This window comes from Lysobacter defluvii IMMIB APB-9 = DSM 18482, from assembly GCF_000423325.1.
Lineage (GTDB): Bacteria > Pseudomonadota > Gammaproteobacteria > Xanthomonadales > Xanthomonadaceae > Novilysobacter > Novilysobacter defluvii.
The window spans coordinates 233,155-256,700 of sequence record NZ_AUHT01000005.1 but is presented as its reverse complement, the minus strand read 5'-3'; the positions used below and the strand labels follow the sequence as shown (position 1 = coordinate 256,700).

Here is a 23,546-nt window from a genome sequence, read left to right as displayed (position 1 = left end):
TACCCGCGTCAGGCTGGGCCGGCCGGGGCGGCGTGGTGGGCGTGCAGGCGCGCGACCGCGCCCGCCGGCAGGTGGCCGCGGGTGCCCGGGTCGGCGGGGTACAGCAGCAGCGTCCAGTCGGCCAGTGCGGGCTCGTGGGTGGCGCCCCACTGGCGAAGTTCCGCGCGCCCGTGCCGGGCGAACAGCGCCCGCAACATCGCCGGCGCATCGGGGTCGGAGACTGCGGCGGCCAGGCGCTCCTGCAGCCGGGCCAGGAGCCCGGGCGGAACCTGGCCATCCCACATCTGCCGGTCCAGCGCGAGCAGGTAGCGCTTGTCCAGCGCCGCCTTCAGGCGCCGCACCGGCTCGCGCCCGATCTCCGCACGGATGGCGGGTGCGAACGCGAGCACGCCGAGGTTGAGCAGGAACGAATCAAGCCGCTCGCGCGGCCAGGCCGCCGCGATGCGGTCGAGCACCGGCTCCGGGGCAGGGGCGAACAGGGCCCTGGCCGGTGCCTGCACAAGGCAGCGCAGCAGCACCTGCCGGCCCAGCCGGGTCTCGCGGCCGGCGGCCAGCAGGGCGGGGTCGATGCCCTGCAGCCAGTGCGGGTCGATCTCCCTCAGCAAGGTACCCAGCCCCTGTCCCCCCGGCATCTCACTCGTCCTTCCAGCTCGGTGCCTCGGGGGCGGCCGGGGCACGCCGCGGCAGCGGCAGCCGCTTGCGCATGGCCACCAGGCCACCGGCCAGGGCCATCAGGGCCAGCACGACCAGCGCCACCGGGCTGAACGAGGACATCGCCACCGGCATCTGCTGCTCGCGTGCGCCCGCCGGGGGCACGGCCCGGGTGAAGAACTTCACCGAAACGCGGTTGGGGTCGTTGAGGTACTCGATGCCATCCACGACCAGCACCTTGACGTCGGTCTCGCGGTTGCGCAGCTCGTAACCCGGCAGCTCGTAGATCACCACCGAGGCCGAGGCCTCGCGCGGGTTGCGTCCCAGCGGATCGTCCTCGGGGATGGCCACGTGCACCCGGGCATCGACCACCCCGTCGATCCGCATCAGGGTGGCCTCGATCTCCTGCTGCTGCCCGCACTTGTAGCGTGCGCGCTCCTCCAGCGCGGAAGAGGCGAAGCCCTCCTTGCGGAACACGTCGCACAGCGTCACCCGGGCGGAGCCGGGGAGGCCGTTCGCGTCCAGGACCTGCATGGCATAGGAGAAGTCGGCCTTCTCGACCTGGACCTCCCAGCCCTTCTTGCTGGCCGCCGGTGCCTTCTCGGCCGCCACGCCCGCGGCCAGCAGCGCCGCCATGACCTGGTTGGCCTGCTGCTCCTCCAGGTCGGTGTAGAGCGTGGAGCGGCTGCAGGCCGCCAGCAACAGGCAGGCGAGTACCGCGGCAACCGGGCGCCAGGCGCTTGGGAATGGACGGCTCATGCTGGGGCCTCCGTTACGACTGCTGGCGGAACAGCTGCTGGATGCCGTCCGAGGAACGGTTCGCCACGTTCGAGGTCAGCTGCGCGGTGAACATGAACTGGTGCGCGCGCATGGTCAGCTGGATCATCTCGGCGGGGGTGAAGTCCGACGACCCGGCGGCCAGCGAGTGCGACATCGACTCGATCCGCTCGGCGCCCCCGTTGAGGCTTTCCAGCGCCTGGAGCACGGCGCGGGTGCCCTCGGGCTTGCCCGCGGCCTGCACCGACAGCATGGCCATGTCGCCTTCGCCGCCGGTCGGGCCGACCTGCCCGGCGCGCTCCATCGACGCGGCGAACTCGCGCATCTGCTCGCCCGCGGCCTGCGGGCTGTGTTGCGCCTGCGATTGCGATGCCGCCGTGGCGCCGGTACCCGCCTGGGTACTCGCGGCGACGCCGGCCTGGATGGCTTCGATCATGTTGGTTCTCCCGTCGTGGGGTGCGCCTTACTGGCGCTTGCCCAGGGTTTCCAGCGCGTGGCCGACCGCGTTCTGCGAGGTCGCCGCGTTGTTGGAGATGAACTGCATGCGCAGGCTCTCGGCGGTGAGCTGGACCATGTTGGAAGGCTGGTCGCCACCCTGCGCGATGGTGTCCGACAGCTGGGTGACACGGGCCGCCTGGCCGTCGAGCGTCTGGCCCCAGGCCTTCGCCATGGCCTCGTACCAGCTGGTGCTGGCGCCCGAGGAGGCGGGCTTGCGGGTGGTGCCGGCGTTGGCCGAGGCGATGAAGGTGGTCAGGCCCGCGTTCGGGTCGGTCGGGTTGATGCTCATCAGCGTTCTCCTTGTTGCGGATGGAACTTCTGGTGCGGACATCCGGCCTGCCCGCGGAGGCCTGGTTCAGTGGGGCGTCGCCGGGGCGTCGGTCGAGGGAGCCTCCCCGGCGCCTGGCTGCGGACCGGTTGCCTCCCCGTCGGGGGAATCCGCGGCGGCAAGGTCGCCGGGGAGTTCGTCCGCGGCCTCGTCGTCGGGTGGCGGGGCAGGCTCGATCTTCAGCTTGCGGACCTCGCCGCCCACCATGGTCAGCGCGCCCTTCTCGCTGATCCCCGACAGCCGTCCGCGACCGTCCGGCAGGATCTCGCCGGGGCGGTACTCCACTCCGTTGGAGGCAAGCACGTGCGGGTCGTCGCCGGTCACCACGGCGATCATCCGCACCGGCTCCTCGACCTTGCGCGCCGGCCGGCCCGGCGTGGGCATCGGCGCGTTGCGCGGCGGGAGCAGCTCGGTGAAGCCATTGACGTCGCGCATCACGCGCGAGCTGCCGGCCTCGGCCAGCAGCGCCCAGTCGTCGAACCCGCCCATGGGTTCCACGCGGACGGCGCCGTTGCCCTGGTAACTCGTGGTCGCGCTGATCCCGAAGGTGCGCAGCACCTCGCGGACGTCGTTGGCCACGTCGTCGCCCGTGCGCAGGCGGAGCTCGATGGCGAGCCCCTCCTCGTCGATGCGCTGCCGCAACCGTTCGGCGGTGGCCGCGTCCTCGACGGTGCCGGCGAGGACGAGCGAGTCGCCGCTGCCTTCGAACAGCTCGCTGTCGCGGATGCCGTATTCGTCGACCATCACCTCGATCCGCTCCTCCGGGGTGGCGGACGGCTCGTCGGCGGGGCGGACCATCGCGTAGATGCCCACCGAGACCAGCGACAGCAACGCCACGGCGGCGAGCGCGGTGGGCAGCAGCGGACGCGAGGCCGGCGGGGCAGGCGGCGGGGTGGCCGCGACCGCGCCGGGCGTGGCGCCCAGCGCCGTCCAGCCCGGCGCGTCGGCCGGCCCGATGGCGATCGAGACGCCGCCCAGGCGGGCCGGCTCCAGCAGCGGGAAGCCGATCGGGTCGCCGGGCTCCAGCGGATCGCCGGCGAACTCCATGGCCGCGTCGATGGCCCGCAGCGAGAGCGTGTCGCCGTGGCGCAGCACCATCGCGTGGTGCCGCGCGACGCCGGGGTCGGACAGGATGATGTCGCAGTCCTCGCCGCTGCCGATCAGCAGCATCTCCTGCTCGGAGAGCACGCGGCTGGCGCCGTCGTGCAGGCCCGACAGGATCCGCAGCACCAGCGGGGCCGGCTCCTGGGTCTCTTCGACGACCGTGTTGTCGACAACATCCTCGGCCATGTTCCCCACCTTGGCGTCCGCTGCGGGAGCGGGCTGCCCTTCATGCGAACTCATGCGTTGATCTGCCCGGCCTGCACGATGCGCAGGTCGGGGGCCAGTTCCTGGTACGACAGCACCGGGAGGCTGAAGAAGTCGTTCTCCAGCAGCTTGCGCAGGTGCCGGCGCACGTCGAGTGAACACAGCAGCACCGGGGCGGTCCCCTGCTGCTGGCGGGCCAGGTGGCCGCGCACTTCGCCGCTCAGGCGGGCGGCGGTCTCCGGCGCGATCGCGAGCTGGCTGGCGCCGCCCGCCACGCGCACCGACTGGCGCAGCCGGTCCTCCAGTTCCGGATGGATCAGCAGCACGTGTAGCGTGCGCTCGTCATCGGCGTAGCGTTCGGCGATCTCGCGCTTGAGCGCGACGCGCACGTACTCGGTCAGCAGCACCACGTCCTTCTCGCGCCCGCCCACGTCGGTGATCGCCTCGAACACGTCGCGCAGGTTGCGCATCGGCACGCCTTCCTCGGCCAGCCGGCGCAGCACGTCAGCCACGCGCTGCGGTGCCACGACGCGGAGCATTTCCTTGATCAGGTCCGGGTAGTCGCGCTGCATCTTCGCGAACAGCCGGGAAGTCTCCTGGATGCCGATGAAACCGCCCATGCGGCGTTCGATCGCGTGTTGCAGGTGCGACTGCAACGCCTCCATCGGCGGTTGCGTGCCTTCGGCGGGCTCCACCCATTCGCCGGGCAGGGCGGGATAGAAGCCGGCCGGCGACTTGCCCGGCTCGGTACCGGCCCGCGCCGGGCGGAAGTGCCGGCCCGAAGGCAGCACGCCGGAGGCGATCCGCCCGCCGAAGGCGGTGAGCCGGTACCCGTGGGGCTCCAGGCTGGCGTCGACCTTGAGCGCGGGGGTGGGGAGCGGCACGCCGGTCCGTTCGCGCAGCTGCTGGGCGGTCGCCAGCAGCAGGTCGAGCACCGGCTGCTTGCCGCCGGCGGACTCCACCAGCGCAGGCGACACGGAAAGCTGCAACGGTGCCGGCGGGGCGAGGTCGTCGACCTCCTGCGGCTCGTTCACCGTGGCCATCTCGGCATCGGTGACGCGGAAGGCGCGCCGGAGCACCTCGTACTCGTGGCGGTAGCGCCAGGCCGAGAAGCCGAGCAGCGCCACGCCGATCACGCCGAACACCAGGGTCGGGAAGCCCGGCACCAGCATCATCAGGAGCGACAGCACGCCGGTGATCAGCGCGATGCGTGGCTGCGCCGAGACCTGGCGGGTGATCGCCGCGCCCAGGTGCGCGTCCTCCTCCTCGCCGGCGGTACGGGTGACCACCAGGCCGGCGGAGATCGCCGCCAGGATCGCCGGGATCTGCGAGACCAGCCCGTCGCCGATGGTGAGGATGCTGTAGGTCTGGGTGGCCTCGCCCAGCGGCATGTCGTGCTGCAGCACGCCCACGGCCAGGCCGCCGAGCAGGTTGATGATGATGATCACGATGCCGGCGATCGCATCGCCCTTCACGAACTTCATCGCGCCATCGAGGCTGCCGTAGAGCTGGCTCTCGGTCTCGAGCAGGCGGCGCTTCTTGCGCGCCTCGTCCTTGTCCAGCAGGCCGGAGCGCAGGTCCGAGTCGATCGACAGCTGCTTGCCCGGCATGGCGTCGAGGGTGAAGCGGGCGGCGACCTCGGCCACGCGCTCGGCGCCCTTGGCGACGACGATGAACTGCACCACGGTGATGATCAGGAACACCACCAGGCCGACCACCAGGTTGCCGCCGGCGACCATGTTGCCGAAGGTGTCGATGATGTGGCCCGCGTCGGCGTTGATCAGGATCGACTTGGTGATCGCGATCGAAAGCGCCAGCCGGAACAGCGTCGTCAGCAGCAGCACGCTGGGGAAGCTGGAAAAGGCGACCGGCGAGGGGATGTAGATCGCCAGCAGCAGCAACGCGAAGCCGATCGCGATGTTGAAGGCGACCAGGGTGTCGATCACCGCCAGCGGCAGCGGCAGGATCATCAGCGTGATGATCGTCACCGCGCCGATCGCCAGCACGATGTCGCTGTACCCGTTGCGGCGCCGCGGGCCGGCACCCTGTGGTGGTGCCAGCAGTGTACCGATCAGCTCGCGCACGCCCTTCCCCCCGTTTCCGTAGCGATCCTTCCGCCCGACCGTCCGCGGCCATCCTCCTGGAGTGCCGCCGCGGGGCCCCTTGGCCCCTTCGTCTCCCTTCGGCGGGCCCGCTATACGGGTCTGGATCCGCCGCCGGGTTTGATCGTGTTGTCCTCCAAAGGCACTATCTGCCGCTGAGGGACAGGTCGGAAGCTAGCACCATTGCCCCGGCGATTGCCACCCTGCCGGAGCGCGGGGCAGGTGGCCGGGGCCTTCACGGGGCGGACACACGGACGTGCTACCCGTTCCGGCCGGAAGTTCCGCTGGAAGGGGCCGCGGAAGCAGTACCGATGGAAGACGAAGGGGGGTCGAGTGCCACATCCAGGGGATCGAGTTCCGCGATCAGGCTCAGCGCCTGGGCGCCGACGCCCACGGCCAGGTAGCGGTCGTTTCGGGTCCGCACCACGACCACGCGCTCGCGCGGCCCGACCGGCAGGATCTGCACCACCGAAAGCGCCGCGCCCGCGCCGGTCAGCCGGTAGCGGCGCCGTGCGTAGTACAGCACCGCAACGAGGACGGCCATGACCAGCACGAGCGGGATCAGCACCGCCAGCACGTCGGCGGCGATGCTGCCGCCCCCGGCGGCGGGTGCCGCTGCATGTACCGACAACGGGGTGCATGCGGCCAGCAGGCCAAGGGCGGCGTGGAGGCGTGCGGACATCGGGGCTGGACTCCTGCAGGATGGTGCGCGGTACCGTAGCAGCCGCCGGCGAGCGCACGTGAGTCCGGCGGACCGGCCAGGGGGAGGGTGCTGATGGGGGTCGACGGGGGGGCGGTGCACGGGCAGGGCACCGCGCACGCAGATGCATCGCCGTCGCTGGACGCGCTGCTGGAGGCGCTCCCGGTGGCGTGCGCGGCATTCGATTGCGAAACCGGGCGCCTGGTCGCCGGCAACCGGCGCTACCACGACCAGTTCGGGCCCGTGCCCGGCCACGTTTCGCGTGACCGGCTGATGCGCGAACTGCACCCCGGTTCGACCGGCGATACGCCAGGCCGGCGGGACGTGCGGCTGCCGCACAGCGGGCGCTGGTACAGCCTGCACTGGGGGCGGGTCGAGGACACCGGCCAGGCGCTCGACCTGCTCAGCGCGGTGGACATTTCCGAGCGCATCGAAGTGCTCGATTCGCACAAGAGCCGGCAGGAAAAACTGCTGTTCACCTCCCGCCTGATGTCGGTTGGGGAGATGGCGGCGACCCTGGCCCACGAGCTCAACCAGCCACTGGCGGCCATCGTCAACTACCTCAACGGCAGCCTGAGGCTGGTCGGCCAGGCGGGTGGTCCGGTGCAGGTGGAGCGCGCGCTGCAGGCCGCGCGGACGCAGGCCGAGCATGCCAGCGCGGTGATCGCCCGGGTGCGCGAGTTCGTCCGCGCCCGCGAGCCGCGCCGGTCCGCGCACCGGCTCGCGGGCATCGCCGACACGGTGCTCGAACTGCTGCGGCTGGAGGCCGAGCGCCAGGAGCTGTGCATCGAGCTGCGCCTGCCCGAGGACCTTCCCGACGTCTATGCCGACCGGGTCATGGTCGAGCAGGTGCTGTTGAACCTGGTCAAGAACGCGATCGAGGCGATGCGCGAGACGCCGCCCGGCGAGCGCGCGCTGCGGGTGGACGGGCGGGTCAACCTCGACGGCGACGTGGAGGTCCGCGTGGTCGACCGCGGCAGCGGCCTGAGCCAGGCCGAGCAGGACCAGCTGTTCTCGCCCTTCTTCACCACCAAGGCCGACGGGCTCGGGATCGGCCTCGCGATCTGCCGCTCGATCATCGAGTACCACGAGGGACGGATGTTCTTCGAACCGTCACCGGAGGGCGGCAGCGTGTTCGGCTTCACCCTGCCGGTCGCGGAGGGGCGCACCTGATGCTCGCCGCCCGCCCGGCCGACCGCGCCGCCGGCCAACGCCGGACGGCACCGACGATGGAGGAACCAGGCCATGCCTGACCATGCCGCCACCCGGGTCCACCTCGTGGACGACAACGATGGCTTCCGTGAATCCACCGCCTGGCTGCTGGAGACCGCGGGTTTCGAGGTCGAGTCGTACCCGTCCGCCGGCGCCTTCCTGGAGAGCCGCGGCGAGCGGCCGCCGCCGGGGACGGTCGAGTGCCTGGTCTCCGACATCCGCATGCCACAGATGAGCGGCGTGCAGCTGCAGGAGGAGCTGCGCCGGCGTGGCGACGCCATCCCGCTGGTGTTCGTGACCGCGCACGGCGACGTGCCGCTGGCGGTCGAGGCGATGCGCAAGGGCGCGGCCAACTTCCTGGAAAAGCCGTTCGGCGACGAGGTGCTGGTCGATGCGATCAATGCCGCGCTGGCCCGGGTCCGCGGTGCCAGCGAGGCCCTTGCCAGGCTCAGCCCGCGCGAGCGCCAGGTGCTCGACCTGGTGGTCGCCAGCAAGCCCAACAAGATCATCGCCGACATCCTCGGCATCAGCATCAAGACCGTCGAACTGCACAGGGCCAACATGATGAACAAGCTGGGCGTGCGCTCGCTCCCGGACCTGATGAAGGTGGCGCTGGGACATGGCTGAGTCGCAAGTGGCGGCCGAGCCGCGCGTGGAGCACGACCCGGGGGTGCCGGTCGAGGGCATTGCGACCCGCCTTCCGCAGGTGCCGGAGCCGCAGGCGGTCGTCATGCAGGCGCTGTTCCGGCAGCCGCGCAGGTGGTCCGTCGAGGGAGGCGGGGAACTGGTGCTGGAGCCGGGTGAACCCGCGTCGGAGGCCGAGGCCTTCGCCGTCGACTCCGACGGCGCGCGCCTGGTCGTCGCCTTCGATCCCCGCGACGGCTCGATTCCCGACGCGATGCACTGGAACGATCACGAGGGCCGTGCCCGGGTGCTTGCCTGGAGCCTGGCCCACGAGCAGGCGCTGGTGCGGCTGAGCCAGGCGCTGGGAATGGCCCTGATCCCCGTGGTCGGGGGCGGGGACGAGCCGGTCGCCGAGGCCACCGCGGGGGAGGGCGCGTGGCTGCGCTTCCTCGTCCGGGCCGACGGCGCGGGCGAGGACATCTCCGGCCTGGCCTGGTTCCCGCTGCCGCGGTTGCGCGCCCTGCTGGCCCGCGCCGACGCACCCGAAGACTTCACGGCGGACGGGGTGCCGGCGGGCTGGCTGGGTTTGCCCGTCCCGGTGGTGGTGGCGATCCACGGCCCGCGCGTGCCGCAGGCGGAGTGGCGCGGGCTGGTACCCGGCGCGGTGATCGTGGCCGGACGTGTTTCGCACCCGCCGCAGGTCCGTGCGCGCGCCGCCGGCCGCAGCTGGCCGTTGCAGCCGTCGCCGGGCGGCTGGCGCATCGAAGGACCCGCGGTACCCGACAGTGATGACCAGGAGAAAGCAATGAGCGAAGACGAGCAGCAGGCCGGCGAAGCGACCGCCACCGACGGGGCGGCCACGCCGGACCCGGTGTCCGGCCTGCCGGTGCAGGTGCAGTTCGAACTGGGGCGGCTGGAGGTCGCGCTGTCCGACCTGGCGCAACTGCAGCCCGGCTACGTGTTCGCGCTGCCGGCGCACCTGCAGGGTGCCAACGTCGCGATCCGCGCCAACGGCCGCGAGGTCGGCCGTGGCGAGCTGGTCGCGGTCGGCGACACGCTCGGCGTGCGCCTGGTGGGCTGGAGCTGACGGATGGAGTCGTTCTCCCCGGCACTCATCATCCTGGTCGTCGTCAGCCTCGCGCTGGCGCCGTTCGTCGCGGTGATGGTCACCTCGTTCACCAAGATCGTGGTGGTGCTCAGCCTGCTGCGCAACGCCCTGGGGCTGCAGCAGGTGCCGCCCAACGTGGTGATCAACGGGCTGGCGATCGTGCTGTCGATCTACGTGATGTACCCGGTGATCCTGGATACCCACGCGGTGGTGAGCGCGCACATGGACGGGCGGCCGCTGCCCGCGCACATCGTCGAGCAGCAGGATGCCCGCGTGGCACCGCCGGAGGTTGCGGCCATCGTCAATCCGCCGGGGGTCACTACGGCGGTCGACAGCAGCGCGGCGCTGGTCGGCCTGCCCGCGACCGCGGTGCGCCCGCCGCCGGCGGCCGATGAACCCGTGGAGGCTCCGCCGACGGGCGGGGAGGCGGGATCCGGGCTGGACGGGATGACCGTGGAACGCATGCTGGCGCTGGTGGACGTGGGCAAGGAGCCCCTGCGCGCGTTCCTGATCCACCATTCCAGCGACGCCGAGCGCGCCTTCTTTCTTCGCAGCGCGCAGCGCCTGCTGCCGCCGGGCAAGCGTGACGACGTCGGCGTGGACGACTTCATCGTCGTGGTGCCGGCCTTCACCGTCAGCGAGCTGACCGCGGCGTTCCAGATCGGCTTCCTGATCTTCCTGCCGTTCCTGATCATCGACCTGGTGGTGGGCAACATCCTGCTGGCGCTGGGCATGATGATGATGTCGCCGACGACGGTCTCGCTGCCGCTCAAGCTGCTGCTGTTCGTCCTCATCGATGGCTGGGCCAAGCTGGTGCATGGCCTGGTGCTGACCTACAGCATGTAGCGGAGACCGCCATGACCGAGGTGCTCGAACTCACCAAGCAGGCCCTGTGGCTGGTGCTGCTGCTGTCCGGCCCGCCGATCGCCGCGGCCGCCATCATGGGGCTGGTCGTGGCGTTCCTGCAGGCGGCCACCCAGCTGCAGGAGCAGACCCTGGCCTACGCGGTGAAGTTCGTGGTGATCATCGTCACCCTGTTCGTCACCGCGGCCCTGATCGGCGGCACGCTGTACACCTTCGCGGAGCGGTTGTTCATCGACTTCCCGGGACTCGTCCAGAGGTGATCGCCGGCTACGATTCGATCGGCAACGCGATGCTCGCGCTGGGGCTCACCGTGCCCCGGGTCATCGGGGCGTTCCTGATGCTGCCGTTGCTGACCGCGCAGACGGTCCCGGCGATGGTGCGCAACAGCTTCCTGGTCAGCCTGGCGATCGTCGCCATGCCGATCGCGATGGCGGGCGCGCCGGTCGACGTCATGGACAACCCGCTGTGGGTCGCGCTGATCCTGAAGGAGCTGTTCCTCGGCATCTCGCTGGGGTTCTGCTTCGGGATCGTCTTCTGGGCGATCGGCGCGGCGGGCAGCGTGATGGACAGCCAGGTCGGCATGGGCATGGCGTCGATCTTCGACCCGATCCAGGGACACCAGATCTCGCTGCACGGCCAGTTCCTGTCGCAGCTGGCGGCCTGGCTGTTCATGGCCAGCGGCGCGTTCCTGATCTTCCTGGACCTGCTGCTGTCGAGCTATGTGCTGTGGCCGGTACTGTCCTACACGCCGGTGCTCAATAACACCGGGGTGCACCTGTTCGTCGGCCACTTCGACTACCTGATGACCACGCTGCTGGTGATGGCCGCCCCGGCGATGGTCCTGCTGCTGGTGATCGACCTGACCTTCGGCCTGGTCAACCGCTACGCGCCCCAGCTCAACGTCTTCGCCCTGACCCTGCCGATCAAGGCCTGGATCGCCACCGCGGTGATCCTGCTTCTGGTGGGGGTCTACGTGGAGATCGTGCTCAAGCGGCTGGCCGCGAACCGCGGGCTGCTGAACCTGCTGGACCACGTGTTTTCCTGACCGGCGGGGCAGCGCCGCCGGTCGCCGTACTCAGCCACGGGCGTCGCGCACGCTCTCGGCCCATTGCAGCACTTCGGCGACCGCCTCGAAGAACTCCTTGCCGATGTAGTCGTCCAGGTCGACCTTCTCGTGCAGCCCGCGCGCCAGCGGGATGTTCTGCATGATCGGGATGCCTTCCTCCTCGGCGGCCCGGCGGATCATCTCCGCCTCGTGGCCCTCGCCCTTGGCGACGACCACCGGCAGGTCGGTGACCCCGTGCTCGTACTGCAGCGCGACGGCGATGTGGGTGGGGTTGGTCACGACGACGTTCGATCCGCGGACGGCACTGAGCATGTTCTGCTGCGACCACTCCTGGTGCAACTGCTTGCGGCGCTGCTTGATGTAGGGGTCGCCCTCGTTGTCCTTCACCTCCTGCTTGATGTCGCGCTTGCTCATGCGCAACTGCTTCAGATAGGAGTACTTCTGGTAGGAGGAATCCAGGGCGGAAATGAAGAAGAACACGAACACCGTCCAGATGACGATGCGGACCAGACCGGTCCAGATCGCCTCGCCCATGGCCGCCGGCGGCGCATAGGGCAGCAGGAGCAGCTGTTCCATCAGCCCCCACAGCACCACCAGGCCGATGCCGATCAGCGCGGTGCTCTTGACGATGGACTTCACCAGCTCGACCAGGTTGTCCATCGAGAACATCTTCTTGATGCCCTCGGCCGGGTTGAGCTTCTCCATGTTCGGCGTGACCTTCTTGAAGGCCAGCAGGGGACCCACCTGCAGGAACTCGACCAGCAGGCCGAGCATCACGGCCAGGATGGCCAGCGGCAGGACCAGCCACGCCAGGGTCTGCACGCCGGCCCAGCCCAGTTCGACCAGCGCCGGGAGGAAGGGCTTGTGCATGGCGTCCAGGCTGAGCTGGAACAGTGCCTTCACCTGGCCGCCCATGAAGCCCATCAGCATCCAGCCGCCCAGCAGCCAGCCCAGCACCAGCACGGTGCTGGTGAGGTCCTTGCTCTTGGAGACGTTGCCTTCCTTGCGCGCATCGCGGATGCGCTTGGCGGTCGGTTTTTCGGTCTTGTCGGCGCCCTGGTCCTTGGATGCCATGGCTGCCTCCGGGTATCCGCGGCGACCGGCGCAGGCTAGCATGCGGCAGGCGCCGTCCAACGCCCGCTGAACCCGCCGGGCGCCCTCGGGGCGACCCTAGATGGCAAGCCCCGGGGCCGGGGTTACATTGCAGTCGTGTTTCACAGCTGAACGGGCAGGAGCCACCCCACACCGGCCACCATGAGCAGCATCAGCAACAATCCGGGTCTCGATCCGGCCGCCCTGCGGCTCGGGCTGGACCAGGTCGCGTTCGACGACCCGCGCCAGCGCGGGGCCGGAGAGCCAGCCGAGGTCACCGACAGCGCCAGCGTCGAGGTCATCGAGCAGGTCCGCGGCCCGCTGGCGGACCCGGGCGAGACCGTGTTGCAGCTGCAGGCCTGGGACGGCGTCGCTCCGCGGCTTCTGCAGGGCGAGCCCATACTGGAGCAGCAGCTCGCGGCCCAGCCGCTCGCGACCGCCGCCGACCAGGGCGTCGAAGCGGTTCTCGCCGCACTCTACTGAGGCAGGCGCGCCCCGGATGCCGCCGGCGGTGGGCTAGCATTGCGCCCGTGCCGCGCGGTCCCGTCCGCGCCCGCCCGGAGCCACGATGCACACCCCCGGATCCCCTGATCCCCTGCCGTCCGCGGAAGCGCTCCGCGCGTCCGCCGCCCGCCTGGTCGCGGCGCTGGCGGCGCATGCCGATCCCGAGTACCGCCTTACCGTCCTCAAGCGCCTGGCGCGCCGGCTAGGGGAAGACCGGTACCCGCTGTTCATCCGCATCCTTGGCGTGGTCGCGGAAAGCGACGACAGCCGTGCCCACCGGGTGCTGGCCGAGACCTTCGGCACCGCGCTGCGGCGGATGGACCTGCCGGGCGGGGCGCTGAGTTCCTGGGGCGCCACGCGCCTGCCCGACAGCACCCAGCCGGTGGCGGCGAGCACTTTCTCCGGCCAGTTCTTCGGCGCCACCCCGCAGCGCCTGCTGGGGCCGGTGGAGTACCTGACCGTCTGGCACCTGCAGCGCACGCAGCGCCAGCCTCTGGGCGCGGAGGCGTACCGCACCGCGCTGGCGCGGCTGATCGCCCTGCTCAACCACAGCGAGGAGGCGCGCACCCTGTACCCGCAGAAGCTCGCGGTGGACGCGCAGAGCGAAATGGAGGGCGCCTACACCCGGACCACGCGCGACCGGCTCGCCGCGATCGCCGCCGCGTGGGCGGCCGGGCAGCCGCCGGAGGAAGTCGCTGCGGCCGCGCTCGCGGTGGACGGCGACGCCACGGCGCCACCGCCGGCGGCCTGGGTGGTGCGCGACCTGTAAAGGGTTTGACTTGCCGCGCCGGCTCGCCAAACATCTGCATCCGGAACCATCCAGCCAGAGGTGGCCCGCGCCAACGCGCCGGCCGAGCGTGCGACATGGACACTACCACCGCCCATTGCTGACACCCGCCCGTGGCCGACCCGGAAGGCGCCCGCGTGGCGCCTTTTTCGTGCCCCGGGCTGCCCACGCGCCGCCGCCCGCACCTCCCGACGCCGAGTACCCATGATCACCATCACCCTCCCCGACGGCAGCCGCCGCGAGTTCGAAGCCCCCGTCACCGTCATGCAGGTCGCCGAATCCATCGGCCCCGGCCTGGCGAAGGCCACCGTCGCCGGCAAGGTCGACGGCCGCCAGGTCGACGCCTGCGACCTGATCGAGCACGACGCCAGCCTGCAGATCCTCACCCCAAAGGACCCGGAGGGCCTGGAGATCATCCGCCACTCCTGCGCCCACCTGGTCGGCCATGCGGTCAAGCAGCTGTACCCGGACGCCAAGATGGTGATCGGACCCGTGATCGAGGACGGCTTCTACTACGACATCTGGCGCGAGCAGCCGTTCACGCCGGACGACATGGCCGCGATCGAACAGCGCATGCGCGAGCTGATCGACACCGAGTACGACGTCGTCAAGCGCATGACCCCGCGCGAGCAGGTCATCGAGATCTTCACCGCCCGTGGCGAGGACTACAAGCTGCGCCTGGTCGAGGACATGGGCCCGGAGGTCACCGCCATGGGCCTGTACCACCACCAGGAATACGTCGACATGTGCCGCGGCCCGCACGTGCCGAACACCCGTTTCCTCAAGTCGTTCAAGCTCTTGCGCATCTCCGGGGCGTACTGGCGCGGCGATGCGAAGAACGAGCAGCTGCAGCGCATCTACGGCACCGCATGGGCCGACAACAAGCAGCTGAAGGCCTACATCCAGCGCATCGAGGAGGCCGAGAAGCGGGACCACCGCCGCATCGGCAGGCAGCAGGAGCTGTTCCACCTGCAGGAAGAGGCCCCGGGCCTGATCTTCTGGCACCCGAAGGGCTGGGCGGTGTGGCAGGTCGTGGAGCAGTACATGCGCCGGGTCTACCGCGAGTCCGGTTACCAGGAGGTGCGCTGCCCGCAGATCCTGGACGTCTCGCTGTGGAAGCAGTCCGGCCACTGGGACAACTACCAGGAGAACATGTTCTTCACCGAGTCGGAGAAGCGCACCTACGCGCTCAAGCCGATGAACTGCCCCGGCCACGTGCAGGTGTTCAACCACGGGCTGCACAGCTACCGCGACCTGCCGATCCGCTACGGCGAGTTCGGCGCCTGCCACCGCAACGAGCCGTCCGGTGCGCTGCACGGGATCCTGCGGGTACGCGGCTTCACCCAGGACGACGGCCACGTGTTCTGCACCGAGGGCCAGATCGAGTCCGAGGTGACCGCCTTCCACGCCCAGGCGATGAAGGTCTACGCGGATTTCGGCTTCACCGACGTGCAGGTGAAGCTGGCGCTTCGCCCGGAGCCCCGGCTCGGGGACGACGCCACCTGGGACAAGGCCGAGGAGGCCCTGCGCGCCGCCCTGCGTGCGGCCGGGGTGGAGTGGCAGGAACTGCCGGGGGAGGGCGCCTTCTACGGCCCGAAGATCGAGTACCACCTGCGCGACGCGATCGGCCGCACCTGGCAGCTGGGCACCATGCAGGTCGACTTCATGATGCCGGGCCGGCTGGGCGCCGAGTACGTGGACGAGAACAGCCAGCGCCGCAACCCGGTCATGCTGCACCGCGCCATCGTCGGGTCGATGGAGCGCTTCATCGGCATCCTGATCGAGCACCACGAGGGTCGGTTCCCGGCCTGGCTGGCGCCGGTGCAGGCGGTGGTGATGAACATCACCGACGCCCAGGCCGACGCGGTCCGCGGGGCCCGCGAAACCCTTGCGGCTCAAGGCTTCCGGGTGGAGGCGGATTTGCGCAACGAGAAGATCGGCTATAAGATCCGCGAGCACACGCTGCAGCGCGTGCCGTACCTGCTCGTCGTCGGTGACCGCGAGAAGGAGAACGGCCAGGTCGCGGTGCGTAGCCGCGAAGGGGAAGACTTGGGCGCGATGACCGTCGTCGAGTTCGCCGCGCGTTTACGCAGCGAGGACGTGCACTGACGCACGCTGGCGCAAGAGTGTCCCGGCCCGCGGGCCGGGTTTGACCCCTACGGAGATTGCAATATCAGCACCCCCGACAAGCGAAACCGCAGGAACCATGAGATCCGCGTCCCCAAGGTACGCGTGATCGGCAGCGACGGAGAGATGGTCGGCGTGCTTTCGCGCGACGAGGCCCTTTCGCTCGCCCAGGAGGAGGGCCTCGACCTGGTCGAGATCCAGCCCCATGGCGACCCGCCGGTCTGCCGGATCATGGATTTCGGCAAGTACATGTTCGACCTGCAGAAGAAGGCCAACGCGGCCAAGAAGAAGCAGAAGCAGGTCGAGATCAAGGAAGTGAAGTTCCGCCCGGTCACCGACTCGGGCGACTACGCCATCAAGATGCGCAAGATGCGCGAGTTCCTCGAGGAAGGGGACAAGATCAAGGTCAACATCCGCTTCCGGGGCCGCGAGATGCGCCACCAGGAGCTCGGCCGCGAGATGGCAGAGAAGATCGAGCGCGATCTTGGCGACGACATCGTCATCGAGTCCCGGCCCCGCTTCGAGGGCCGGCAGATGGTGATGATGATCGCCCCGAAGAAGAAGCAGTAGCGCCGCCGCGGCCGCCGCCATTGCGCGGCGGCCAGCTTGCCGGCATACTGGGCGGCCCCGGTTTTCGCCGGGGTCGCTGCTTTTTGGCAGCCAACACGGACACGCACCGCGCCGCCGCCCTGGTGGCGCGTGGCGCATGACCGGTCGGGGCAGGACGGAAAGCGTGGCGCAGCCACCGCCCAGGCCAGTGACAGAAACCGAAAGGACATCCCGCAATGCCCAAGATCAAGACCCATCGCGGTGCGGCCAAGCGATTCCGCAAGACCGCGTCCGGCAAGTTCAAGGCCGGCCACGCCAACCGTAGCCACATCCTCACCAAGAAGGCGACCAAGCGGAAGCGCAACCTGCGGCAGACGAACCACGTCCGCGCCGAGGATGCCGGCCGCCTGAACCGCATGCTGCCGTACGCCTGAGGAGGACTGAGAAATGGCACGAGTAAAGCGTGGCGTGCAGGCACGCCGTCGTCACAAGAAGGTCCTCGCCCAGGCGAAGGGCTACTACCACGCGCGTCGCAAGGTTTTCCGCGTCGCCAAGCAGGCGGTCATCAAGGCGCAGCAGTACGCCTACATCGGCCGCAAGCAGAAGAAGCGCAACTTCCGTTCGCTGTGGATCACCCGCATCAATGCGGCGGCCCGCGCCAACGGCATGAGCTACAGCCGCTTCATGAACGGCCTGATGAAGGCCGGCATCACCCTGGACCGCAAGGTGCTGGCGGACATCGCCGTGCACGACGCGGCGGGTTTTGCCGCGCTGACCGAGAAGGCCAAGGGCGCGCTCGCAGCGTAAGTAGCCGGCACCGGCCGGCCGCGGTTCGCGGCCGCCGGCGCGAGGACACTGCAGTACACGCATGGGGAAGGGCGCAAGTCCTTCCCCATGTCCGTTTTCGGGGTACGGGATCCGTTCCAAATGACTGACATCCAGGCGTTGACCACCCGGGCGCTGGCCGACATCGCCGCCGCCGATTCGCCCGCCGCCATCGAGGCGCTCCGGGTCGCGCTGGTCGGCAAGTCCGGCAGCATCACCGGGCAGCTCAAGCAGCTGGGCAAGCTTCCCGCGGAGGAGCGCAAGGCGGCCGGGGCGGCGATCAACCAGGCCCGCGACGAGGTCGGCGCGGCGCTCGCGGCCCGCAAGCAGGAACTGGAGTCGGCGGCGCTGGACGCGCGCCTGGCATGCGAGACGATCGACGTGACGCTGCCGGGCATCGACGCGGGCCGCGGCGGCCTGCACCCGGTCAGCCAGACCATCGAGCGCATCGCCGACATCTTCGGGCGACTGGGCTTCGAGTCCGCCCGGGGGCCGGAGATCGAGGACGACTGGCACAACTTCGAGGCGCTGAATTTCCCGCCGCACCACCCGGCGCGGGCGATGCACGACACCTTCTACTTCGGCGACGGCCGGCTGCTGCGCACGCATACCTCCGGGGTGCAGGTGCGCTACATGCAGGACCTTCTCGCGTCGGGCGGCGAGCCGCCGCTGCGGATGATCGCGCTGGGCAAGGTCTACCGCAGCGACTCCGACCAGACCCACACCCCGATGTTCCACCAGTGCGAGGGCCTGCTGGTCGACGAGCACGCCAGCTTCGCCGATCTCAAGGGCACGCTGGCGGCGTTCGTGAAGGCGTTCTTCGGGCGTGATTTCCAGATGCGCTTCCGCCCCAGCTACTTCCCCTTCACCGAACCCTCCGCCGAGGTCGACATCGCCTGGCAGCAGGCCGATGGCAGCACCCGCTGGCTGGAGGTGCTGGGCTGCGGCATGGTCCACCCCAACGTGCTCAAGGCGGTCGGCATCGATCCGGAGCGCTACACGGGCTATGCCTTCGGCCTGGGCGTGGAGCGCTTCGCGATGCTGCGTTACGGGGTCGACGACCTGCGCAGCTTCTTCGACAACGACGTGCGCTTCCTGCGCCAGTTCGCCTGACCGGGGGAGGCGATACCGATGAAGTTCTCCGAGAACTGGCTCCGCCAGCACGTGCCGACCACCGCCAGCCATGACGAGCTGGTGGCGACGCTGACCGCGATCGGCCTGGAGGTCGAGGAAGTCACGCGCCTGGGCGAGGGGCTGGACAACGTGGTGGTGGCCGAGATCGTGGCCGCGGAAAAGCATCCCGAGGCCGATCGCCTGCAGGTCTGCACGGTGGATGCGGGTGGCGGTGCGACGGTGCAGATCGTCTGTGGTGCGCCCAATGCACGGGTCGGGCTGAAGGCCCCGCTGGCGAAGGTCGGCGCGGTGCTGCCCGGCGGCATGGAGATCCGGCCCGCGAAGCTGCGCGGCGTGGAGTCGTTCGGAATGCTGTGCTCGGCCAAGGAACTGGGCACCGATGCCGATGCCTCGGGCCTGCTGGAACTCCCGGCCGATGCCCCGGCGGGCCAGGCGATGAGCGAGCTGCTGGGGCTTCCAGACGCCAGCATCGAGATCAAGTTGACCCCGAACCGGGCCGACTGCTTCGGCGTGCGCGGGATCGCCTACGACGTGGCCGCGGCGCTGGATGGCGAGGTGGCGCCGCTGGACGTGCCTCCGGTGGAGGCCGCGACCGACGCCGCCCTGCCGATCCGCCTGGAGGCCGGTGCCGATGCGCCGCGCTACTGCGGCCGGGTGATCCAGGGTGTCGACGCGGCCGCCCCCACGCCGTGGTGGATGGCCGAGCGGCTGCGCCGCAGCGGCGTGCGCCCGGTGAGCCTGCTGGTCGACATCACCCAGTACGTGATGCTCGAACTGGGCCAGCCGATGCATGCCTTCGACCTGGACCGGCTCGGCGGCCCGATCGGCGTGCGCCGCGCGCGCCAGGGCGAGTCACTGGTGCTGCTGGACGGCCGCGAGGCCGCGCTGGACCCCGGCTTCCTGGTCGTGACCGATGCCGACCGGCCGGTCGCCCTGGCCGGGGTGATGGGCGGGCAGGACACCCGGGTGACCGAAACCACCCGCAACGTGTTCCTGGAGTCCGCGCACTTCGCGCCGGCCGCGGTGATCGGCCGCAGCCGCAAGCTGGGCCTGCACACGGACGCCGCGCACCGCTTCGAGCGCGGCGTGGACCCGCAGCTGCCGCGGATCGCGCTCGAGTACGCCACCCGGCTCATCCTCGATGTGGCCGGCGGCACGCCCGGACCGGTCGTCGAGGAAGCCCTGGGCGAGCACCTGCCGGCGAACCCGCCGGTGCTGCTGCGCCGTGCACGCCTGGCGCGGGTGCTGGGGCTGGAGGTGGACGCGGCGAAGGTGGAGCGCATCCTGCGCGCGCTTGGCATGCAGGTCGAGACGGTCGCCGAAGGCTGGCAGGTCGTGGCGCCGAGCCGTCGCTTCGACATCGCGCTGGAGGAGGACCTCGTCGAGGAGGTCGCCCGCATCCATGGCTACGACGCCATCCCGGCCACGCTGCCGGGTGGCGCCACGGTCCTGCGGGTGCCGGCGTCCGGGCGAGTGGACGAGGCGGACGCCCGGCGCCACCTCGCCAGCCGCGGCTTCCTGGAGGCGGTCAACTACGCCTTCGTCGACGCCGGCCTGCTTGCCGCCTGGAAGGCCGACGCGGACGCCGTGCCGCTGCTCAATCCGCTGAGCGCCGAGCTGGGCGTGATGCGCACGCTGTTGCTGCCGGGCCTGGTCGCGGCGCTGGGGCGGAACACCGCGCGCCAGCAGCCGCGGGTACGGTTGTTCGAGTTCGGCAACGTCTTCACCGCGCCGGCGGTGGAGGGCGAGGCCCCGGTGGAGCGCCTGCGCGTGGCCGCGGTCGCCTGCGGTGGCGCGCGCGCGGAACAGTGGGGCGAGCCGGCCCGCGAGGTGGGCTTCCACGATCTCAAGGGTGACCTGGAAAGCCTGGCGCGCCTGTCGGCGGCGACGCTGGAGTTCCGTCCCGCGGCGCCCGCCTGGGCGCACCCGGGCCGTTCGGCCGAGGTGTTCCTCGCCGGTGGCGAAGCGCCCTTGGGCTGGATCGGCGAGCTGCACCCGAGGCTGCTGGAAGCCATGGAGATCGACGACACCCGCGTGGTCGCCTTCGAGCTGGACCTGGAGCCGCTGCTGGAGCGGGCCGTGCCGCGTGCAGGCACCCTCTCGCGCCAGCCGTCGGTGCGTCGCGACCTGGCCTTCGTGCTCCCGGAGGACGCCCCCTGGGCCGCGGTCGAGGCGAGCATCCGCTCGGCGGCGGGCCCGGTGCTCCGGGACCTGGTGCTGTTCGACCGGTACCAGGGCAAGGGCGTGGAAACGGGCTTCAAGAGTCTGGCTATGGGCTTGATTTTGCAGGAAGAAGCGCGCACGCTGACCGACCGCGAAGTCGATGCGGCAGTGGAGGCGGTGACCGCCGCCCTGCAGAGCGACCATGGCGCGGTGATCCGGGGCTGAGAGGCCCCAGCGGTGGCTCGTAGGTGACGGCATGGCGTTGACCAAGGCGGAGATGGCGGAGCGTCTGTTCGACGAGGTCGGCCTGAACAAACGCGAGGCGAAGGAGTTCGTCGACGCGTTCTTCGACTCCTTGCGCGGCGCGCTGGAGCAGGGCCGCCAGGTCAAGCTGTCGGGCTTCGGCAACTTCGACCTGCGCCGCAAGAACCAGCGCCCGGGGCGCAACCCCAAGACCGGCGAGGAGATCCCGATCTCCGCCCGTACCGTGGTCACTTTCCGCCCGGGACAGAAGCTCAAGGAGCGGGTCGAGGCTTTCAGTGGAGTCGAACATGCTTGACCCGGGCAGCAACCGCGAGCTTCCGCCGATCCCGGCCAAGCGCTACTTCACCATCGGCGAGGTCAGCGAGCTGTGCGACGTCAAGCCGCACGTGCTGCGCTACTGGGAAACCGAGTTCCCGATGCTCAACCCGGTCAAGCGCCGGGGCAACCGCCGCTACTACCAGCGCCACGAGGTGCTGATGGTGCGCCAGATCCGCGGCCTGCTGTACGAGCAGGGCTACACCATCGGCGGCGCCCGGCTGCGCCTGGAGGGCGACGCGGGGCGCGACGAGTCCGCGCTGAGCACGCAGATCGTCCGCCAGGTGCGGATGGAGCTGGAGGAAGTGCTGCAGCTGCTGCGCCGATGACGGCGGGCGGCTGCTACAAAACCGGCGAGGCGCGGTATACTTGCCGGCCGCCGCGAGGCGGGACTGATCTTTCGGGGTGTAGCGCAGCCTGGTAGCGCACCTGTCTGGGGGACAGGTGGTCGTCGGTTCGAATCCGGCCACCCCGACCAACTTGATCAGCTGATACGGAAAAGGGGCCTCGAGGCCCCTTTGTCGTTTCCGGACTCTTAGTTCTGGCCGCCGCCGGTGCCTGCCTGGCCGGCGGAAGCCCGACGCCTCAGGAAGCCGCGTTGCGCTTCGGAGCGCTGGCCAAGGCGGGCCAGCGGGCCAGCACGGCGGCCCGGATCCCGTCCACGTCCAGCCCGGCCTCGGCCAGCAGCTGTTCGCGGCTGCCGTGGTGCTGGAAGGCGTCCGGAAGCCCCAGGTGGAGGACCGGCACGCACAGGCCCTCCGCCGCCAGCAGCTCGGCCACGCCGGAACCGGCACCGCCCGCGATGACGTTGTCCTCCAGCGTCACCAGGCCGTCGTGGCTCGCCGCCAGCTCCAGCACCAGGTCGCGGTCCAGCGGCTTGACGAAGCGCATGTTGGCCACCGTCAGGCCCAGCTCGGCCGCGACCTGCTCGGCCGCCGCCAGCGGCGCGCCGAAGGCGAGCAGGGCGACGCCTTCCCCGCGGGCGCGGACCTCGCCCTTCCCGATCGGCAGGGTGTCCAGCCCCGGCTCCACGGGCAGCCCCGGACCGGTTCCGCGCGGGTAGCGGACCGCCGCGGGACCGGCATGGCGCAGGCCGGTGCTCAGCAGCTTCCGGCACTCCGGTTCGTCCGCCGGCGCCATCACCACCATGTTCGGCACGCAGCGCAGGTAACTCAGGTCGAGGTTGCCGGCGTGGGTGGCGCCGTCGGGACCGACCACCCCGCCTCGGTCGATGGCGAACAGCACGTCCAGGTCCTGGATCGCCACGTCGTGGACCAGCTGGTCATAGGCGCGCTGCAGGAAGGTGGAGTAGATCGCCACCACCGGCTTGGCGCCTTCGCAGGCCATGCCGGCGGCGAGCGTGACCGCGTGCTGCTCGGCGATGGCGACGTCGAAGTAACGCTCCGGGAATTCCCGGCTGAAGCGCACCAGGCCGGAGCCCTCGCGCATGGCCGGGGTGATGCCCATCAGCCGGGGCTCGGCGGCGGCCATGTCGCACAGCCAGTCCCCGAACACGTCCGTGTAGGTCGGCTTCTTCGCCCCGGGCTTGCTGACCATGCCGCGGACCGGGTCGAACGGGCTGACCGCGTGGTAGCCGATCTGGTCGCCCTCGGCCAGCTCGTAGCCCTTGCCCTTGGTGGTGATGATGTGCAGCAGCTGCGGGCCTTTGAGGCCTTTGAGCGTGCGCAGGGTGGACACCAGTGCGTCCATGTCGTGGCCGTCGATCGGGCCGGTGTAGTGGAAGCCCAGCTCTTCGAACATGGTGGAGGGCACGAACATGCCCTTCCACTGCTCCTCCCAGCGCTTGACGAAGCGCGCCGGCGCGCCGTGCTTGTCGCCGAGCAGCTTCTTGCCGCCCTCTCGGATGGCATTGAGCGTGCTGCTGCCCGACAGCCGGCCGAGCATGCGGGTGACGCCGCCGACGTTCTCGGAGATCGACATCTGGTTGTCGTTGAGGATCACCAGCAGGTCCGGCTCCTGCCGGCCCGGCTCCTCGCCCAGGCCGCCGCCATGAGCCAGCGCCTCGAAGGCCATCCCGGCCGTCATCGCGCCGTCGCCGATCACCGCCACCACCTTGCGGTCGTCGCCGGTCGCCTGCAGCGCCAGTGCCATGCCCAGCGCGGCCGAGATGCTGGTGGAGCTGTGGCCGACGCCGAAGGTGTCGTACTCGGATTCCTCGCGCTTGGGGAACGGCGCGACGCCGTCCTTCTGCTTGACGGTGTGGATGCGGTCGCGGCGCCCGGTGAGGATCTTGTGCGGGTAGGTCTGGTGGCCGACGTCCCAGACCAGGCGGTCGACGGGGGTGTCATAGAGCCAGTGCAGCGCGACGGTAAGCTCGATCACGCCGAGCCCGGCGCCGAAGTGGCCCCCGGACTGGGCGACCTGCTCGATCAGGTAGGCGCGGAGTTCATCGGCGATCGCCGGCAGCTCCCCGGCGGGGAACGCGCGCAGGTCCGCGGGGACCTGGATGCGGGAGAGGCGGGGATAGCGCTGCGGGTCGATCATCAATACGGAACCGGACGGCAAGTAGGCCATTGTCCCGCCGCCG

Annotated in this window: 25 protein-coding genes and 1 tRNA gene; 17 read left to right on the top strand and 9 right to left on the bottom strand. The window is 70.4% G+C overall.

Going from position 1 to position 23,546, the window contains the following annotated elements; genetic code table 11:
- Positions 1-8: 8 nt before the first annotated feature.
- From G545_RS0103460 to G545_RS13385, 7 genes are all read right to left on the bottom strand, one after another.
- Complete coding sequence (locus tag G545_RS0103460) at positions 9-632, bottom strand: hypothetical protein (protein ID WP_043711324.1); 624 nt, start codon at positions 630-632, stop codon at positions 9-11.
- Position 633: 1 nt separating this feature from the next.
- On the bottom strand, positions 634-1,410 hold the full coding sequence (sctJ, locus tag G545_RS13395) for a type III secretion system inner membrane ring lipoprotein SctJ (RefSeq protein WP_081677697.1): 777 nt from the start codon (positions 1,408-1,410) through the stop codon (positions 634-636).
- 13 nt (positions 1,411-1,423) lie between these two features.
- Positions 1,424-1,864, bottom strand: coding sequence for a hypothetical protein (locus G545_RS15775; RefSeq protein WP_052347253.1), 441 nt, complete (start codon positions 1,862-1,864; stop codon positions 1,424-1,426).
- 27 nt (positions 1,865-1,891) lie between these two features.
- Positions 1,892-2,215 (bottom strand): hypothetical protein, encoded by a 324-nt coding sequence (locus G545_RS0103445; protein ID WP_052106920.1) that lies wholly within the window; start codon positions 2,213-2,215, stop codon positions 1,892-1,894.
- A gap of 66 nt (positions 2,216-2,281) precedes the next feature.
- Positions 2,282-3,544 carry an FHA domain-containing protein gene (locus G545_RS0103440; RefSeq protein ID WP_161625765.1) on the bottom strand — a complete coding sequence of 421 codons (1,263 nt, stop codon included), beginning with the start codon at positions 3,542-3,544 and terminating at the stop codon, positions 2,282-2,284.
- 50 nt (positions 3,545-3,594) lie between these two features.
- Complete coding sequence (gene sctV, locus G545_RS0103435) at positions 3,595-5,646, bottom strand: type III secretion system export apparatus subunit SctV (protein ID WP_197050232.1); 2,052 nt, start codon at positions 5,644-5,646, stop codon at positions 3,595-3,597.
- Positions 5,647-5,923: 277 nt separating this feature from the next.
- Positions 5,924-6,346 carry a flagellar biosynthetic protein FliO gene (locus G545_RS13385; protein ID WP_036137961.1) on the bottom strand — a complete coding sequence of 141 codons (423 nt, stop codon included), beginning with the start codon at positions 6,344-6,346 and terminating at the stop codon, positions 5,924-5,926.
- A 93-nt stretch (positions 6,347-6,439) separates the two neighbouring features.
- Between G545_RS13385 and G545_RS13380 the strand changes: the two genes are divergently transcribed.
- The 6 genes from G545_RS13380 to sctT all read left to right on the top strand — a co-directional run bounded on the left by G545_RS13380 (position 6,440) and on the right by sctT (position 11,217).
- Complete coding sequence (locus G545_RS13380; RefSeq protein WP_027069166.1) at positions 6,440-7,537, top strand: sensor histidine kinase; 1,098 nt, start codon at positions 6,440-6,442, stop codon at positions 7,535-7,537.
- Between the two features lie 72 nt (positions 7,538-7,609).
- Complete coding sequence (locus G545_RS16020) at positions 7,610-8,203, top strand: response regulator transcription factor (protein WP_027069165.1); 594 nt, start codon at positions 7,610-7,612, stop codon at positions 8,201-8,203.
- The gene (gene sctQ / locus G545_RS0103415) at positions 8,196-9,287 is read left to right on the top strand and encodes a type III secretion system cytoplasmic ring protein SctQ (protein ID WP_154656505.1); all 1,092 of its coding nucleotides are present in this window, start codon (positions 8,196-8,198) and stop codon (positions 9,285-9,287) included. Before G545_RS16020 ends, sctQ begins: the two co-directional genes overlap by 8 nt.
- Positions 9,288-9,290: 3 nt before the next feature.
- A complete protein-coding gene (locus G545_RS16075; RefSeq protein WP_027069163.1) occupies positions 9,291-10,154 on the top strand; it encodes an EscR/YscR/HrcR family type III secretion system export apparatus protein in 864 nt (287 codons plus the stop codon).
- 11 nt (positions 10,155-10,165) lie between these two features.
- Complete coding sequence (gene sctS, locus G545_RS0103405) at positions 10,166-10,432, top strand: type III secretion system export apparatus subunit SctS (protein WP_027069162.1); 267 nt, start codon at positions 10,166-10,168, stop codon at positions 10,430-10,432.
- Complete coding sequence (sctT, locus tag G545_RS13375; RefSeq protein WP_052106697.1) at positions 10,429-11,217, top strand: type III secretion system export apparatus subunit SctT; 789 nt, start codon at positions 10,429-10,431, stop codon at positions 11,215-11,217. The genes sctS and sctT overlap by 4 nt, the downstream gene beginning before the upstream one ends.
- A 30-nt stretch (positions 11,218-11,247) precedes the next feature.
- On the opposite strand, the gene sctU is transcribed toward sctT, so the two are convergent.
- Complete coding sequence (sctU, locus tag G545_RS0103395; RefSeq protein WP_027069161.1) at positions 11,248-12,312, bottom strand: type III secretion system export apparatus subunit SctU; 1,065 nt, start codon at positions 12,310-12,312, stop codon at positions 11,248-11,250.
- Between the two features lie 180 nt (positions 12,313-12,492).
- Here sctU and G545_RS0103390 point away from each other — a divergent pair, with 180 nt between their 5' ends.
- The 11 genes from G545_RS0103390 (at position 12,493) to G545_RS0103340 (ending at position 21,476) form a co-directional block, all read left to right on the top strand.
- The gene (locus G545_RS0103390; RefSeq protein ID WP_027069160.1) at positions 12,493-12,813 is read left to right on the top strand and encodes a hypothetical protein; all 321 of its coding nucleotides are present in this window, start codon (positions 12,493-12,495) and stop codon (positions 12,811-12,813) included.
- Positions 12,814-12,898: 85 nt separating this feature from the next.
- Positions 12,899-13,603: a hypothetical protein gene (locus G545_RS0103385; RefSeq protein WP_027069159.1), complete on the top strand. Its 705-nt coding sequence runs from the start codon at positions 12,899-12,901 to the stop codon at positions 13,601-13,603.
- A gap of 222 nt (positions 13,604-13,825) precedes the next feature.
- On the top strand, positions 13,826-15,730 hold the full coding sequence (thrS, locus tag G545_RS0103380; protein ID WP_027069158.1) for a threonine--tRNA ligase: 1,905 nt from the start codon (positions 13,826-13,828) through the stop codon (positions 15,728-15,730).
- Between the two features lie 63 nt (positions 15,731-15,793).
- Positions 15,794-16,318, top strand: a complete 525-nt coding sequence (gene infC / locus G545_RS0103375) for a translation initiation factor IF-3 (RefSeq protein WP_197050207.1) — start codon at positions 15,794-15,796, stop codon at positions 16,316-16,318.
- Positions 16,319-16,533: 215 nt separating this feature from the next.
- A complete protein-coding gene (rpmI, locus tag G545_RS0103370; RefSeq protein ID WP_027069156.1) occupies positions 16,534-16,731 on the top strand; it encodes a 50S ribosomal protein L35 in 198 nt (65 codons plus the stop codon).
- Positions 16,732-16,744: 13 nt separating this feature from the next.
- Complete coding sequence (rplT, locus tag G545_RS0103365) at positions 16,745-17,104, top strand: 50S ribosomal protein L20 (RefSeq protein ID WP_027069155.1); 360 nt, start codon at positions 16,745-16,747, stop codon at positions 17,102-17,104.
- Positions 17,105-17,224: 120 nt separating this feature from the next.
- A complete protein-coding gene (gene pheS / locus G545_RS0103360) occupies positions 17,225-18,235 on the top strand; it encodes a phenylalanine--tRNA ligase subunit alpha (RefSeq protein WP_027069154.1) in 1,011 nt (336 codons plus the stop codon).
- Positions 18,236-18,253: 18 nt separating this feature from the next.
- Positions 18,254-20,644, top strand: coding sequence for a phenylalanine--tRNA ligase subunit beta (gene pheT / locus G545_RS0103355; protein ID WP_027069153.1), 2,391 nt, complete (start codon positions 18,254-18,256; stop codon positions 20,642-20,644).
- Positions 20,645-20,675: 31 nt separating this feature from the next.
- Positions 20,676-20,978 carry an integration host factor subunit alpha gene (locus G545_RS0103350; RefSeq protein ID WP_027069152.1) on the top strand — a complete coding sequence of 101 codons (303 nt, stop codon included), beginning with the start codon at positions 20,676-20,678 and terminating at the stop codon, positions 20,976-20,978.
- Positions 20,971-21,327, top strand: a complete 357-nt coding sequence (locus G545_RS0103345) for a MerR family transcriptional regulator (RefSeq protein ID WP_027069151.1) — start codon at positions 20,971-20,973, stop codon at positions 21,325-21,327. Before G545_RS0103350 ends, G545_RS0103345 begins: the two co-directional genes overlap by 8 nt.
- 72 nt (positions 21,328-21,399) lie before the next feature.
- Positions 21,400-21,476: transfer RNA gene (locus G545_RS0103340), tRNA-Pro, on the top strand.
- Positions 21,477-21,583: 107 nt separating this feature from the next.
- Here the strand turns inward: G545_RS0103340 and dxs are convergent.
- A complete protein-coding gene (gene dxs / locus G545_RS0103335; RefSeq protein WP_027069150.1) occupies positions 21,584-23,503 on the bottom strand; it encodes a 1-deoxy-D-xylulose-5-phosphate synthase in 1,920 nt (639 codons plus the stop codon).
- Between the last annotated feature and the right edge of the window lie 43 nt (positions 23,504-23,546).

Excerpts from the sequence above, each read along its gene's own strand:
- G545_RS0103460 (WP_043711324.1), bottom strand. The coding sequence starts at position 632 with ATGCCGGGGGGACAGGGGCTGGGTACCTTGCTGAGGGAGATCGACCCG.
- sctJ (WP_081677697.1), bottom strand. The coding sequence starts at position 1,410 with ATGAGCCGTCCATTCCCAAGCGCCTGGCGCCCGGTTGCCGCGGTACTC.
- G545_RS15775 (WP_052347253.1), bottom strand. The coding sequence starts at position 1,864 with ATGATCGAAGCCATCCAGGCCGGCGTCGCCGCGAGTACCCAGGCGGGT.
- G545_RS0103445 (WP_052106920.1), bottom strand. The coding sequence starts at position 2,215 with ATGAGCATCAACCCGACCGACCCGAACGCGGGCCTGACCACCTTCATC.
- G545_RS0103440 (WP_161625765.1), bottom strand. The coding sequence starts at position 3,544 with ATGGCCGAGGATGTTGTCGACAACACGGTCGTCGAAGAGACCCAGGAG.
- G545_RS13385 (WP_036137961.1), bottom strand. The coding sequence starts at position 6,346 with ATGTCCGCACGCCTCCACGCCGCCCTTGGCCTGCTGGCCGCATGCACC.
- G545_RS13380 (WP_027069166.1), top strand. The coding sequence starts at position 6,440 with ATGGGGGTCGACGGGGGGGCGGTGCACGGGCAGGGCACCGCGCACGCA.
- G545_RS16020 (WP_027069165.1), top strand. The coding sequence starts at position 7,610 with ATGCCTGACCATGCCGCCACCCGGGTCCACCTCGTGGACGACAACGAT.
- sctQ (WP_154656505.1), top strand. The coding sequence starts at position 8,196 with ATGGCTGAGTCGCAAGTGGCGGCCGAGCCGCGCGTGGAGCACGACCCG.
- G545_RS16075 (WP_027069163.1), top strand. The coding sequence starts at position 9,291 with ATGGAGTCGTTCTCCCCGGCACTCATCATCCTGGTCGTCGTCAGCCTC.
- sctS (WP_027069162.1), top strand. The coding sequence starts at position 10,166 with ATGACCGAGGTGCTCGAACTCACCAAGCAGGCCCTGTGGCTGGTGCTG.
- sctU (WP_027069161.1), bottom strand. The coding sequence starts at position 12,312 with ATGGCATCCAAGGACCAGGGCGCCGACAAGACCGAAAAACCGACCGCC.
- G545_RS0103390 (WP_027069160.1), top strand. The coding sequence starts at position 12,493 with ATGAGCAGCATCAGCAACAATCCGGGTCTCGATCCGGCCGCCCTGCGG.
- G545_RS0103385 (WP_027069159.1), top strand. The coding sequence starts at position 12,899 with ATGCACACCCCCGGATCCCCTGATCCCCTGCCGTCCGCGGAAGCGCTC.
- thrS (WP_027069158.1), top strand. The coding sequence starts at position 13,826 with ATGATCACCATCACCCTCCCCGACGGCAGCCGCCGCGAGTTCGAAGCC.
- rpmI (WP_027069156.1), top strand. The coding sequence starts at position 16,534 with ATGCCCAAGATCAAGACCCATCGCGGTGCGGCCAAGCGATTCCGCAAG.
- rplT (WP_027069155.1), top strand. The coding sequence starts at position 16,745 with ATGGCACGAGTAAAGCGTGGCGTGCAGGCACGCCGTCGTCACAAGAAG.
- pheS (WP_027069154.1), top strand. The coding sequence starts at position 17,225 with ATGACTGACATCCAGGCGTTGACCACCCGGGCGCTGGCCGACATCGCC.
- pheT (WP_027069153.1), top strand. The coding sequence starts at position 18,254 with ATGAAGTTCTCCGAGAACTGGCTCCGCCAGCACGTGCCGACCACCGCC.
- G545_RS0103350 (WP_027069152.1), top strand. The coding sequence starts at position 20,676 with ATGGCGTTGACCAAGGCGGAGATGGCGGAGCGTCTGTTCGACGAGGTC.
- G545_RS0103345 (WP_027069151.1), top strand. The coding sequence starts at position 20,971 with ATGCTTGACCCGGGCAGCAACCGCGAGCTTCCGCCGATCCCGGCCAAG.
- dxs (WP_027069150.1), bottom strand. The coding sequence starts at position 23,503 with ATGATCGACCCGCAGCGCTATCCCCGCCTCTCCCGCATCCAGGTCCCC.